Here is a 14,009-nt window from a genome sequence, read left to right on the forward strand (position 1 = left end):
CGCCTCTAGCAGGCGCGCAGGGACTCCGCCACGGACACGGCCGCCGGCAGCGTGACGGTGAGCAGCGTGCCCCGGCCCTCGCGGCTCTCCGCGCGCAGCGTGCCGCCCAGCCCGGTGACGATGGTGTGGCTCACGGACAGGCCCAGGCCGGTGCTGTTGGGGCGCGCGGTGGCGAAGGGCTCGAAGATGTGCGCGAGCGCGTCCGGGGACAGGCCCTTGCCGGAGTCCTGCACCTCCACCACCACCTCGCCGTCCTCGCTGGTGTAGGCCGCCACGCGCAGCACGTTGTGCGCGGCGTCCTGGGTGTCCATCTGCTGCAGGGCGTTGAGCAGCAGGTTGAGGAAGAGCTGGGTGAGGCGCGCCTCGTCCGCGTCCACCGTGGGCAGGTCGTGGAAGTCGCGCTCCAGCCGCGCGCGGTGCTGCAGCTCGCCGCGCAGGAGCTTGAGCGCGTTCTCCAGCACCGGCTGCACGGCCACGCGGGCGCGGTGCTCCGGCGGCTTGCGCGACAGCGTGCGCAGGTCCTGCACGATGTGCTTGAGGCGGGTGGCGCCCTCCACCGTCTCGCCCAGCGCGGACAGCAGGTCCTCCAGGTCCGCGCGCGGCACCTTCTCGCCCTCGAGCAGCGGCTGCTTCAGCCGGTCCATCTCCTCGCGGATGTACGAGAGGTTCGCCAGCACGAAGGCCAGCGGGTTGTTCATCTCATGGCCCACCGCCGCCGCGAGCGACCCCAGCGCGGACAGCCGGTCCGCCTGGAACAGCCGCGCCTCCATCTGCTTGCGCAGCGTCACGTCGCGCGCGAACACGCGCAGGCCCGGCGGGTCCCACAGCTGCGCGACGGTGAGCTCCCAGTAGCGGCCATCCAGGTGCACCGTGGGCGCGGGCTCTCCCGGGGGCGCGCCCCGCCACGCCCAGGTGAGCGCCGCGTGCACCAGCGGGTGCTCGGCGCCCTTCTCCACCAGGTCCTGGAAGGCCGCGTGGGTGGCGGGGTTCGCGTACCGCAGCTCCCCGTCCATGCCCAATTCCAGCAGCGGCTCCGGGTGCAACAGCGGGAACGACGCCAGCCGGTACAGCGGGTCCTCCAGCGCGCGCAGGCCGCTCACGTCGCGCACCAGCAGGCCCAGCCGCGCGCCCGTGTCCTCCGGCGAGGGCTCGCAGGGCGTGATCTCCGCCGCGTAGACGCGCTCGTCGCCGTTCACGTTGAGCCGGTACTCCAGCCGCCCGTCGGAGCCGCCCCGCAGGACGGCCTGGAGCAGGGACATGAGCGGCTTGCTCGCCGCCAGGCCCAGGGTCTCCTCCAGCTTGCGCCCCTCCGCGCCGCGCACGTCCAGGCCGAAGGCCCGGCCGGACGGGGACCACAGCCGCAGGCAGCGCCCTTCCGCGTCCAGCTCGCCCGCCAGGTACTCCGCGCCGGACGCGGGGCGCGGGCTGGACACGGGCGCCCCCGGCCCGGGCGAGCGCACGAAGCCCTCCACCCGGAAGGGGCCCATGAGCATCTCCAGGCCCGCGCCGTCGGTGTTCATCCGGGTGAGGACGGAGATGAGCGCCTGCGCGTCCGCTTCCGGCAGCCGCCTGGTGAGGATGAGGCCGTCCGCGAGCGTGGAGATGGTGAAGAGGAACGGCATGAGCCGCGGTGCGTCCGCGCCCAGGTACGACGTCAGTGTGGCGCGCATGGCGTGCGCGTCCGAGTGGTTGCTGAAGAGCGCGCACACGTCCGAGTCGCCCCGCAGCACCGCTTCCAGCGCCTTGCGGTAGGTGCCCAGGAAGCGCTGCTCGGAGAAGAGCGTGTCGGGGCGCAGGCCCAGCGACTCCAGGTGGCGCACGGGCAGCAGGTGCCCGCCGGTGGAGCGCGGCGCCACCCACGCCACGCGCTTGCCCTGCAGCGTCTCCAGCGTCAGCGGCGCGTCCGCGCGGCAGATGAACGCGGAGTGGTAGTGCCAGCTGCCCGAACGCACCGCGCGCAGCACCGCGCGCGCCTGCGGCTCGAAGGCGTTGCACTGCTCGGCGGTGCCCCAGGCCATCTCCACGCGGCCGGACGCGAGCTCCGCCTCCAGGAACTCGTAGGTGGGCGCCATGGACATCACCACCGGGCGGCCCATCCGCTCCGACAGCGCCCGCGCGAACAGCTCCACGCGCACGTGCTCTCGTATCTCGCCCAGGGACGGATAGAGCAGGCAACGGATGGGCGAGTTCGATGCGGTCACGACGAATTCCTCCGATGAACCCCCCTCTGCCGCGAGCCCGAAGAGCCGGATCGCGGGTGCTCCCTACCTAACTTAAAATTTACGACAATGCCACACTATTCTTGAATCACTGCAATAAGTAGGTTCCCCAGGTTTACCACGCTCGGACCCAGGGTCGGAGGGGACCAGGGCGCACGGTGTGTGAAATGTGGCTCGGGGGCGGCTGGCACCGGGGCTGCACTGGGGGTGGGTGGACGGATGCAACCCCTGGAAGGGACGTGCGCATGGCGAGGATCGTGAGGGGGCTGTGGCTGCTGGCCCTCGTGTTGGTGGGAGCGACGTGGTTGGTGGCCCGCGGTTCGGAGGCGGCGCCGCGCGCGGTGGAGGGCGTGGCGGCGAAGGTGCGGACGGGGGACGTGGTGTTCCAGACGTCGGGCTCACGCCAGTCGAAGCCCATCCAGGTGGCCACGCACAGCCCGCTGTCGCACGTGGGGCTGGTGGAGGTGACGCCGAAGGGGGTGTTCGTGGTGGAGGCCGTGCAGCCGGTGAAGCGCACGCCCTTTCAGCAGTGGAAGGCGCGCGGCGTGAAGGGGCGGCTGCTGGTGATGCGGCCGCAGGGGGTGGACGACGCGGCGAAGGCGCGGGCGGTGGCGGAGGCGAAGCGGCACCTGGGCAAGCCGTACGACGCGCTCTTCGGGTGGGGGGACGAGGCGATGTACTGCTCGGAGCTGGTGCGCAAGGCGTACGCGGCGGGGGCGGGGGTGGAGTACGGCAGGATGGAGCGGTTGGGGGACCTGGACGTGGCGGGCCTGAAGCGGGAGATTTCCGAGCGCTACCGGGGTCCGGTGCCGCTGGACCTGGAGCTGGTGACGCCGGCGAGCCTGGCGGCGGATGCCCGCCTGGCGGTGGTGTATTCGGATTTCCCCGAGGCGGGCCAGGGCCGCGCCAATCCCTGAGGATTCAAGAGGGGGTCAGGGACTCACACGCGGGGAGAAGGGCCGGTAGAATGCGCGCCCATGAAACGCCTTCTGCTGATGTTGCCGCTGTGGGCCCTCGCGGGCTGTAAGGACCCCAAGGACGGGGTGAAGGTCGTGGTCGCGTACACCCAGTTCGTTCCGGGCTGCGTGCGGGTGACGGCCACGGACGACGCCAGTGGGGAGACGCTCGCGACGGACGTCGCGGTCCGCGAGAAGAACGCCAACCCCGACGGCGAGATCGTGGTGGGCGTCCTGCTGCCGGAGAAGTGGGGCACCACCATCTCCGTGACGGCGGATGCCTTCGAAGCGCTGCCCACGAACGGGCAATGCGGCGGGAACGCCGTGCGCAACAACAAGCAGGGCATCACCGTCCCGAAGGGCAGCGGGAAGGAAGGCAAGACCCCGGAGCTGCGCCTCACGGTCGCGGCTCCTGACATGGACATGGATGGTTACGTCCCCCAAGGGGAAGCAGGGGGCTCTGACTGCAACGACTCCCCGACCCCAACAGGCAAGTCCATCAATCCGGGCGCCACGGAGCTGTGCAACGACGTCGACAATAATTGCAATGGGGTATCGGGCGCGACGGAACTGAAGATCGGGCAAAACTGCGCGGGAGAGAAGAACTGCACCGGGAAGAACGTCTGCAACCCGGACCTGACCGTCAGTTGCGTACTCCCGGACACGTACCGCTACTGGAGGGACCAGGATGGCGATGGCCGTGGAGCGACGGGGGTCGATGCCACCATCTTCTGTCCCGAGTCGGCGCCAGTTCCTGATGCAGGCTACGTCCAGGCCACTGATAACAACCGGGATGACTGCAAGGACGACGACAAGACCGTAAACCCCCAGGCCACGGAGATTTGCAACGGGAAGGATGACAACTGCGTCAATGGCACGGATGAAGGCTTCGACGTAGGCAAGAACTGCACGGATCCGACCTACCTGTGCACCAACGGCACTTGGAAATGTGATTCCGCCAATGTCGACAGGCTCTGCGAGCCTCCCCCCACTTCCACGATTCCCACATGGTACGTGGATAGCGATGGAGACAAGCACGGCAGCAACACGGGAAACGTGACGTCGTGTGTAGATCCCAGCACCGGCACCGTGACCTATGTCGCCGATGCCGGTGGGGACTGCAACGATGGCAATCCCTTCACCTATCCCTCCGCGACTGAACTCTGTGATGGAGAGGACAACAATTGCGATACTGCCGTGGACGATGGCGCATGCCCCAATGGGACCACTTGGGACGAAAAGTCCATCAACGCCGGGGGTGCAGCGCTGCGCAGCATCGCGCTCTATGGTGATGGAGGCGTATGGGTTGTGGGCCATGACTCGACCCGAGCCGTCAAGCGACCCGACTCTCCCACCTTTACAGTTCTCCCGGGCACGTGCACTGGAGGAGGCTCGGAGCGAGTGCTTTACAGCGTGTGGGCGGACTCACGCACTGAAACCGCATACATTGGCGGCGACACCGACATCCTATCCATTCAAAAGCCAGACAGCGGAAGTTGCAATCCGGTCAAGCCCCCACAGGCCTCCGGTACCACCACAGGTTTGATTGGTTTGCCTACGGACGGCGGCGTCCAGCTCGTTGGTGTCGCGAGCACCTCCAATGGCTCCGAGGGCGGGACCATCGAGTGGGACGGAGGCGTCAATACGGCCGTCTTCACGGACCAGCCCGGGATGCCCCTCTTTGACGTTTCAGGAGCGTTGACTGACCGGCTCTTCGCGGTAGGCGGCGTCAATACCCCTACAAACAAGGGTTACATCCTTGAGCGCGTCGCAGGAGATTCGAGCTGGAAAACGTCTGAGGTTCCCCTCAACACTCCCTGGTTGAAGGGAGTGCACGTCGTCTCACCGCGCTTGGCTTATGCAGTGGGATACTCAGGGACGTTGCTTAAGTGGACCGGCGGTAACGCCTGGGCGCAGCAGGCTGGCCCTCCGGACACTGCCGGGGAGACGTTCTCGAGCGTGCTAGCTTTTGGTGAAAGGTCCATCTACATCACCACGGAGACTGGAAATATTTATTACTGGAATGGCACAACTTGGCAGACAGCAAAAGCCACGGGCGTGAGTCTGTATGACATTGCCGGAAACAATCCCGGTGACATCTGGGCTGTTGGCAATTTCGGCAACGTCTTCCACCTGATGCCCGCGCCCCCTCCGTGACGAACCGGCTCACGGTGGGGCACCCCGCCCCACCGTGACGCCGTTCATCAGCGCTTCACCCGCAGGACCTGGAACCCCTTTCCTCCGGTTCCGAAGCCCATCAGGTTCTCCGCGCGCACCACCAGGTCTCCGTTGGGCAGCACGCCCCAGACCTCCGCCCGGGCCAGGGATGTGCTCCCGGCCCGCTCGTATCTCCGGGCCTCCAGCCACGTCACGCCGTCCGTGCTCGTGAACAACCGCGCGTAGACGTCCGACGCGGGCTGCACGTCCCCTACGTCCGCCCTCGCCGTTCCCAGGACGAAGCCGCCTCCCGTCAGCGCGTCCAGCGAGTACGCCGGCCCCGGCAACGTCATTAGCGCGTCCACCCTTCCGCTCGCGTACACGCGCAAGAGCTTCGGGTGCTCCGGCTCGTAGAGCGTGGACTGCCCCAGCAGCAGCTCCCCTCCCGACAACACCGTCCCTGTCACCGCGTTGGCCGCGTAGCCGCCCATCACCTTCGTCCAGGTGCGGCCCCCGTCCGTGGAGCGCACCACCGCCGCCTGCGTGCTGCTGCTGCCGAACGTGGCCCACAACGCGCTCCGCGTCGGGTCCGAGTGCAGCGCCGTGCCGTGCCGGTGGTCCTGGAACGTGGCCCGCACCGCCCATGTCGCACCGCCGTCCGTGCTCGCCCACAGCCGCAGCGGCGTGCTCGCCGACGTGAACGTCTGGTACTCCAGGAAGAACACCGTGCCGCCCAGCTCCGCGAAGCTCGCGGGCGACATCGCGCGGTAGCTCCCCAGCGCCGCCACGTCCGCCCACGTCGCCCCGCCGTCCGTGGAGCGCTCCAGGTGGTAGCTGCCGCTGCGGCTCATCTGCGCCAGCAGCGTCCCGTCCTTCAGCACCGCCATCACCCAGAACGACGCCCCGCCCACCCCCTGCCCTCTCGCGCTGAAGGTGCGCCCGCCATCCGTGCTCGCCCACAGCTTCGAGCGCCCCCCGTCCAGCGCCAGCGCGTACACCGTGCCCGCGCCGTCCACCGCCAGCACCTCGTGCGTCGTGTTCGTGAACACCGGCTCCAGCGTCACCGGCCCCTGCACCCCGCCATCCACCGGCGGCGTCCCCGCGTCCACGCCCCCATCCGAGCCCGCGCCGCCATCCGGCGTCCCCGCGTCCACGCCGCCATCCGTGCCCGCATCCGGAACGCCACCGCCATCCGGAACGCCACCGCCATCCGGCGTCCCCGCGTCCACGCCGCCATCCGGAGTCCCCGCGCCGCCGCCATCCGGCGTCCCGCCGTCCTGCCCGGAGCCGCCGCCCCCTTCCGGCTGGCGCGGCAGGGCCACGCGCATCACCCGGCCGCTGGAGTTCGCGTCCGCCGCGTCCCCGTAGAAACACGGCACCTCCGTGACGCTGTCCGGCAGCACGTCCAGCGTGCTCAGGTAGCCCTTGAAGCTTGTGCGGGAATCCAGCGTCACCGGGGCGCTGAACACGCCATCGCGCAGCACCCGCACCCGGATTTCGTAATCCGTCGCCGTCTGGAAGTGATTGTAGAAGACATACAGCGCATCCCCGATGCGCGTGACCGCGGGCTGCAGCGCCCAGTCCGGCGTCCCCTCCACCAGGATGCGCGAGCCGAACGACGTCCCGTCAAAGCGCCGGTAGTACAGCCGCTCCGTCTCGTCCTTGTAGACCAGGTGGATGCCGCCCCGGCCGTCCTCCACCGCGCTCAGCGCCGCGCCGTGGTAGATGCCGTCGGAGAAGGCGTCCCGCTGCGGCCCCCACGAGTCCAGCGGATCCGCCACGTCACGCACCCGCATCCGCGTGGGCTCGAAGCCGTCGTGCATGGCCCAGAAGAAGACGAGCTTCGACCCCACGCTCAGCAGCCGCCCTCCGCCCCGCTTCCGCGTCCGCCCCAGGTCCGGCTGTTTCTGGAAGCTGGCGCCACCGTCCGTGGACACCGCCACCACCGCCGTGGCGCCGCCGTCCGCCTCCAGCCGGAACGCCTGCACCCACAGCCGCCCCTTCGAGTCCCGCGCCAGCAGGGCCCGCGAGTACGCCTGGGCACTGTCCGCGTTGAACACCCGCACCGCCGGCTCCGGCGCCCAGGTGTCCTGCGCCTCGTCGTAGCGCCACCACTGGAAGTACACGTCGTGCCGCGACGACGCCGCCAGTGAAGGCCCCTCGTACGCGTAGACCATCGCCACGTCCCGCCCCACCGCGACCAGCTCCGCGCGGTCGTGGTGCGACGCATCCGGCTGGATGGCGGCCAGCTTCGTGAAGCTCCCGAAGCCGTCCTCGGAGCGGAACAGGTTCAGCCCCTGCCCTTCCGCCCCCTGCTGCTGGATGGCCAGAAGCCACGTGGGCGCATGCCCGTTGCCTGTCTCAACCCGCACCGCATGCCGATGCGCCGGCAGCGTCAGGGCATTGCCCCCGCCGGCCGGCACCATGGGCACCCCACCCGCCGCCACCACCGTGGTCAGCAGGGCTCCCACCCAGGACATCATGTGATTGCGCCCCCTGTCGTATCCCCGCGCGAAAGGTAGGGACGGGAGACCCGGGAGCAATCCGGTGGGCGGACTCCGGCGGAGGCGGACCCGGAGGGCCCGACACTCTCCACGCGGACAGGTGAACACACCCACACCGCGCGACGCCCCCGGGACTTGTGGGAGCGTCGCGTCAGCGCCTTGCGACTACTTCGCCTTGCGACGGCGCGGGGCGGTGGTGCCCGCGTCGGTGGTGCCCGCGTCCATGCCCTCGAGCGTGCCCGCGTCCATGGACGTGCCGGCGTCCGGCGTGGCCGTGGTGAGGGCCGGGGGCGGGTTCACCAGCTTCAGCGAGGTGAGGAACGTGTCCGCCGTGGTGTTGGGGTGGTTGGGGTTGTAGATGACCAGCAGCGTGTACAGGCGCGGGCCCACCAGGAAGTTGCGCGCCTTCAGCTCCCCCACCACCGGCGAGCTGACCGTGTAGGCCTTGCCGGGGTAGCCATCCAGGGTGACGTCCGACTCTTCCTTGATGGTGCCCTGGACCTGCTTCACCAGGCCGTCCTTGCCCTCGTTCAGCAGGGCCTCCGGAGGCCGGCTCGCCACCAGCTTCTCCGGGTAGTCCGCGGTGCTGATGGAGTAGATGGTGCCGTCCTCGGTGCGCGAGGAGAACGCGGCGGTGTTCACGGTGTTGGCGCCCAGCGGGACCTGCTTGCGCTCAACCTGGGGCTCCGTGGGCATGCCGATGGTGAAGCCTTCCGTGGCCTCGTAGGGCTTGAAGGTCGGAGCGGCGGCCGCCGTGGCGGTGCCGTCCGCGCCCGCGGCGCCGTCGTTGGGCACGTCCTCGATGGTGGAGGTCGCCTGGGGACCGCCCGACGAGGAACCGTCGGTCTTCTGCTGGTTGGCGCATGCGCCGGCGATGAGCGCGAGGGTAGTGAGCGAGGCAAGGAGGAGGCGGGACAACGGACGCATGGGCACGCTTCCTGAGAGGGAAGAGGAATGAGACAAGGAGTCCTGTCAGACGCTAGACGAAGTGCTCCGCCGCTGACTACCCGAGTTTCGACGCGGCGCGAGCAACTTGCCCCCGCGCCGCCCCCGGAAGCGTCCGGGGGCGGACAACGTGCAACGGGGCCGGAAAGTCGGCGCGGGAGGCTATTCGCCCAGGTACGCGCGCCGAATCTCGGCGCTGTCCAGCAGCGCCTTGCCCGGGCCGGCCATCACCACCTCGCCCGTCTCCAGCACGTAGCCGTAGTGGGCGGCGTTGAGGGCCAGGTGCGCGTTCTGCTCCACCAGGAGCACGCTGACGCCGGTGGCGTTCACCTCGCGCAGCGTGCGGAAGATGGTCTCCGTCACCTGCGGCGCCAGGCCCAGGGACGGCTCGTCCAGGAGCAGCAGCTGCGGCTTGCTCAAGAGCGCCCGGGCAATGGCCAGCATCTGCTGCTCGCCGCCGGACAGCGTGCCCGCCAGCTGCCGCTGGCGCTCGCGCAGCACCGGGAAGAGGCTGAAGCCCTTGTCCATGTCCTGGCGCACCTGGGCGGTGTCCTTGCGCAGGTACGCGCCCAGTTCCAGGTTCTCGAACACGGTGAGGTTGGGGAAGATGCCCCGCCCCTCCGGCGCGTGCGCCATGCCGCGCGGCACCAGCTGGTGCGCCTTGAGGCCCGTGATGTCCTGCCCCGCGAGCGTGATGCGGCCCGCGGACGGCTTGAGCATGCCGCTCACCGCGCGCAGGGTGCTCGTCTTGCCCGCGCCGTTCGCGCCGATGAGGGCCACCATCTCGCCCTTGCCCACCGTCAGGGACACGCCCCGCAGCGCCTGGATGGCGCCATAGCGGACCTGGATGCCGTCCACCTTCAACAGCGGGTCGAACGCGCGCCGCTCGCCCAGCACCTTCACCGGCTCGCTCACGCCGCGCCTCCGTGGGACTCCAGGTAGCTGTCGCCCAGGTATGCCTCGATGACCTTGCGGTCGCTCCGCACTTCCGCCGGAGCGCCGCGGGCGATGGTCTCTCCGTGGTCCAGCACGGTGATGCGCTCGCAGATGCCCATCACCAGCTTCATGTCGTGCTCGATGACCAGCACCCCCAGCGAGAACTCGTCGCGCAGCCGGCGGATGAGCACCATCAGGTCCGCCTTCTCGCGCGTGTTCATGCCCGCCGCGGGCTCGTCCAAGAGCAGCACCTTGGGGCGCGTGCCCAGCGCGCGGGCAATCTCCAGCCGGCGCTGCTCGCCGTAGGGGAGGTTCTTCGCCTCCTCGTCGCGGCGGTGCGACAGGCCCATGACCTCCAGCAGGTGCTCCGCCTGGCGCGTCAGCTCGCGCTCCTCGGCCTGGAAGCCGGGGGTGAGCAGGAGCGCGCGCCACCAGTCGCGGTAGTTGCGCAGCGCCGTGCCCGCCTTCGCCATGGGGCCCAGGCGCACCGGGTGCAGCCCGCCCTGCGCGCGGCAGGCCACCTTCACGTTGTCCAGCGCCGTCAGGGCGCGGAACAGGCGGATGTTCTGGAACGTGCGCGCGAGGCCCAGGTGGTTGATTTGATGCGGCACCCAGCCATTCACGCGCTGGCCGGCCACGCGCACCTCGCCCTCGGTGGGCTGGTACACGCCGGTGAGCACGTTGAACGCGGTGGACTTGCCCGCGCCGTTGGGACCGATGAGGCCCAGCAGGTCCCCCTGGCGCACGGTGAGGTTGAAGTCCGTGAGGGCCTTGAGGCCCCCGAAGCGGATGCTCACGCCAGACGCCTGGAGCAGCGCATCGCCAGAGCTCGAGGGCACGGGAGCGGCGGCAACGGTGCTCATGTCAGCCCCTTCTTCTTCCGGGGAAGCCACCGGGGCAGCACGTCCCAGAGCTCCTTCGTGCCGAACAGGCCCTGCGGCCGCGCCAGCATCAGCACCACCAGCAGGACGCCGTACACGGGCATGCGGATCTGATCCACCTTCTGCGCCAGGCTGCCCTCCGCGCCCAGCGCGCCGAACAGCGAGCGCAGGCCTTCGGGCAGGAGCGTGAGGAAGATGGCCGCGACGATGGCGCCCGTGGTGGAGCCCAGGCCGCCCAGCACCACCATGACGACGACCTCCATGGACTTCACGAAGGTGAACGAGCCCGGGTTGATGATGGGCACGAAGTGGGCGAACAGGCCGCCCGCGATGCCCGCGAAGAACGACGAGATGACAAACGCGCGGACCTTGTAGCCGGTGGTGTCCACGCCCATGGCCTCCGCGGCCACTTCGTCCTCGCGGATGGCCCACAGGCTGCGGCCGTGGCTGGAGCCCGCGATTCTCCGGGCCACCAGCACCACCAGGAAGACCCAGAAGTACACCATGGCCACGCTGGAGTACTGCGGGATGCCGGACAGGCCCAGCGCGCGGCCGAAGGCCTCCGTGTTCTGCACCACCACGCGGATGATTTCACCAAAGCCCAGCGTCACGATGGCCAGGTAGTCCCCGCGAAGCCGCAGCGACGGCAGGCCCACGAGGAAGCCGCACAGCGCCGCGCAGGTGCCGCCCGCGAGCAGCGCCACGGTGAAGAGCACCTGGTCGCTGGCGGCCACCGGCAGGAACGACAGCGCCACCTCCTTGAGCTCCAGCGACGTGACGCCCGCGATGTACGCGCCCACGGCCATGAAGCCCGCGTGGCCAATGGAGAACTGGCCCGTCATGCCGTTCACGATGTTGAGGCTCACCGCGAGGATGATGTTCACCCCCACCACGGACAGCAGGTACGTGGCGAAGGGCGAGGAGCCCAGCAGCACCTCCGCCAGCGCCAGCACCGGCACCGCGATGAGCACGGGCAAGAGGCCGCGCAGCGCCGGGGGCACGCGGCCCGCGGTCTCGTCGGTCAGCGTCGTCAAACCTCCAGACTGGGCCGCCATCAGACCTTCTCCGCCGCGACGCGGCCGAAGAGGCCACCCGGCTTCACCAGCAGCACCAGGATGAGGAAGCCGAAGGCCACCGCGTCACGCCAGGTGCTGGCCGCGTAGCCCACGACGAACTCCTCCACCAGGCCCAGCAGGAGCGCGCCCACCACGGCGCCCGGCACGTTGCCGATGCCGCCGATGACCGCCGCCACGAACGCCTTCAAGCCCACGTACAGGCCCATGAGCGGACTCACCGACGTGTCCTTGATGGCGTAGAGCAGGCCCGCGCCCGCCGCCAGCGCGCTGGAGAGCATGAACGTCAGCGCGATGATGCGGTCGGTGGGAATGCCCATCAGCGCCGCGGTGCGGTGGTCGAAGGACACCGCGCGCATCGCCTTGCCGAAGCGCGTGCGGTACACGAGGAACTGGAGCGCGGCCATCAGCCCCACGGCGATGAGGAAGCTGATGACCTGCCAGTTCCAGATGACCACGTCCCGGTCGCCCACGATGAACCACTCCGTGGGGGCGATGATCTCCGGGAAGGCCCGGGGGGACGCGCCCGGCAGCAGCGTGAGCTGGTCGAAGTGGACGTGGGTCGGGCTCCCCCGGCGGCCCCCGAAGGCGAAGTCGATGGGCCCGTTGAAGGACAGGTCCAGCTGGAAGCCGTACGACAGCGCGAACGAGATGCCGATGGCGGTGATGAGCGCGGTGAGGCGCGGCTTCTCACGCAGGGGCCGGTAGGCGAAGCGCTCGATGAGGAAGCCGAGCAGCGCGCAGCCCGCCATGGCCACCGCGAAGATGAGGACCACGCCCCACAGGGAACGCTGCGCCTGGCGCCCGAGGGCGAAGGCCGTGGCGTAGCCCATGTAGACGCCGACCATCATCACGTCGCCGTGGGCGAAGTTGATGAGCTTGAGGACGCCGTACACCATCGTGTAGCCCAGCGCGACCAGGGCGTAGATGGTGCCGGCGGCCAGACCGTTGATGAGGTGCTGGAGGAGCTGCGACATGTGCCGGGGGTGGCCCTGGACTACGGAGAGATGGTGGTGACGTAGGTGGACTTGCCGTCCGCGACCTTCAGCACCACGGCGGACTTCACCGCGTTGCGCTTCTCATCCAGCGTGATGTTGCCCGCCACGCCGGGGAAGTCCTTCGTCTTCGCGATGGCCGCGCGCAGGGCCGGGCCGCTGGTGTCCGGGGCGTTCTTGAGCGCCTCGATGGCGACGCGCGCGGCGTCATACGCCAGCGCCGCGAGCGCGTCCGGCACCGCGCCGTTGTTGTCCGCCTTGTAGTCCGCGATGAACTTCTTCACGCGCGGATCCGGGTTGTCCGGCGAGTAGTGGTTGGAGAAGTAGCTGCCGTCGATGGCGCTGCCGCCCAGCTCGAAGAGCTTCTCCGAGTCCCAGCCGTCGCCGCCCATCAGCGGCACCTTCAGGCCCAGCTCGCGCGCCTGGCGGGCGATGACGCCCACCTCGCTGTAGTAGCCGGGCACGTAGATGCCCTCCGGCTGCGTCTTCTTGATGGCGGTCAGCTGCGCGCGGTAGTCCGTGTCACCCTGGCTGTAGCTCTCCGTGACCGTAATCTTGCCGCCCATCTCCGCGAACTTCTGGCGGAACACCTCCGTGAGGCCAATGGAGTAGGCGCTCTTGTTGTCCTGGAGCACCGCGACCTTGTTGAGCTTGAGGTTCTCCCGCGCGAACTTCGCCATCACGAAGCCCTGGAACGGGTCGATGAAGCAGACGCGGAAGATGTTGTCGCCCTTCTCCGTCACGGAGGGGTTGGTGGACGACGGGGTGATCATGGGCACGCCGGCCGCCTGCGCCTTCTCCGCCATGGCCAGGGAGCTGGAGGACGCCACCTCGCCCAGGATGAGCACCACCTTGTCCTGGGTGATGAGGCGGGTGACGGCCTGCGCCGCCTCCTCGGGCTTGCTCTGGTCGTCGTACACGCGCACGACCAGCTTCTTGCCCTTCACGCCGCCCGCGGCGTTGGCCTCCTTCAGCGCCAGCGCGATGCCGTTGCGGCTGGAGATGCCGAACGTCGCCTGGCCGCCCGTCAGCGCGCCTACCTCACCGAGCACGATGACGTCATCACCGGCCGGGGGCGTGCCGCCGCCCTGCGCGGTGGCCGGGGCCTGCGCCGCGGGCTGGCCTCCCGCCTCTCCCGTGGGCTGCGTCTTCTTCTCGCAGGCGGCCGCCAGGACGGCGAGCGCGGCGAGGAGCATCGGGGCAAGTCGTCGCATGCGGGGAATTCCTCCGGGGGAGATGACGGGCAAAGCCCCGGTTTTCTAGGGGAGCCCTCCCCATGGGTCAAGCGCACAGCTTGGCTCCGGGGTCCCGCCAACACCCCGGAACATCGCTGTCGCGACCTC

The 14,009-nt window shown here is 69.5% G+C and carries 10 protein-coding genes; 2 read left to right on the plus strand and 8 right to left on the minus strand.

Features of this window, described 5'->3' with window-relative positions; genetic code table 11:
• Positions 1 to 5: 5 nt before the first annotated feature.
• Positions 6 to 2,201, minus strand: coding sequence for a PhnD/SsuA/transferrin family substrate-binding protein (locus NR792_RS23000; protein WP_375754821.1), 2,196 nt, complete (start codon positions 2,199 to 2,201; stop codon positions 6 to 8).
• Positions 2,202 to 2,464: 263 nt separating this feature from the next.
• On the opposite strand from NR792_RS23000, the gene NR792_RS23005 reads away from it, so the two are divergent.
• Positions 2,465 to 3,136, plus strand: a complete 672-nt coding sequence (locus NR792_RS23005; RefSeq protein WP_375754822.1) for a YiiX/YebB-like N1pC/P60 family cysteine hydrolase — start codon at positions 2,465 to 2,467, stop codon at positions 3,134 to 3,136.
• A gap of 60 nt (positions 3,137 to 3,196) precedes the next feature.
• On the plus strand, positions 3,197 to 5,332 hold the full coding sequence (locus tag NR792_RS23010) for a MopE-related protein (protein WP_375754823.1): 2,136 nt from the start codon (positions 3,197 to 3,199) through the stop codon (positions 5,330 to 5,332).
• A gap of 47 nt (positions 5,333 to 5,379) precedes the next feature.
• Here the strand turns inward: NR792_RS23010 and NR792_RS23015 are convergent, their stop codons facing one another.
• The 7 genes from NR792_RS23015 to NR792_RS23045 form a co-directional block, all read right to left on the minus strand.
• Positions 5,380 to 7,815 (minus strand): WD40/YVTN/BNR-like repeat-containing protein, encoded by a 2,436-nt coding sequence (locus NR792_RS23015; protein WP_375754824.1) that lies wholly within the window; start codon positions 7,813 to 7,815, stop codon positions 5,380 to 5,382.
• A 186-nt stretch (positions 7,816 to 8,001) separates the two neighbouring features.
• Positions 8,002 to 8,763, minus strand: coding sequence for a hypothetical protein (locus NR792_RS23020; RefSeq protein ID WP_375754825.1), 762 nt, complete (start codon positions 8,761 to 8,763; stop codon positions 8,002 to 8,004).
• A gap of 180 nt (positions 8,764 to 8,943) precedes the next feature.
• The gene (locus NR792_RS23025) at positions 8,944 to 9,696 is read right to left on the minus strand and encodes an ABC transporter ATP-binding protein (protein ID WP_375754826.1); all 753 of its coding nucleotides are present in this window, start codon (positions 9,694 to 9,696) and stop codon (positions 8,944 to 8,946) included.
• Complete coding sequence (locus NR792_RS23030; protein ID WP_375754827.1) at positions 9,693 to 10,580, minus strand: ABC transporter ATP-binding protein; 888 nt, start codon at positions 10,578 to 10,580, stop codon at positions 9,693 to 9,695. The genes NR792_RS23025 and NR792_RS23030 overlap by 4 nt, the downstream gene beginning before the upstream one ends.
• The gene (locus NR792_RS23035; protein ID WP_375754828.1) at positions 10,577 to 11,653 is read right to left on the minus strand and encodes a branched-chain amino acid ABC transporter permease; all 1,077 of its coding nucleotides are present in this window, start codon (positions 11,651 to 11,653) and stop codon (positions 10,577 to 10,579) included. Before NR792_RS23035 ends, NR792_RS23030 begins: the two co-directional genes overlap by 4 nt.
• A complete protein-coding gene (locus NR792_RS23040) occupies positions 11,653 to 12,648 on the minus strand; it encodes a branched-chain amino acid ABC transporter permease (RefSeq protein ID WP_375754829.1) in 996 nt (331 codons plus the stop codon). Before NR792_RS23040 ends, NR792_RS23035 begins: the two co-directional genes overlap by 1 nt.
• A 20-nt stretch (positions 12,649 to 12,668) precedes the next feature.
• On the minus strand, positions 12,669 to 13,880 hold the full coding sequence (locus NR792_RS23045) for an ABC transporter substrate-binding protein (RefSeq protein ID WP_375754830.1): 1,212 nt from the start codon (positions 13,878 to 13,880) through the stop codon (positions 12,669 to 12,671).
• Between the last annotated feature and the right edge of the window lie 129 nt (positions 13,881 to 14,009).

The sequence above is a fragment of the Corallococcus exercitus genome, from assembly GCF_042231735.1.
Taxonomy (GTDB): Bacteria; Myxococcota; Myxococcia; order Myxococcales; family Myxococcaceae; genus Corallococcus; species Corallococcus exercitus_B.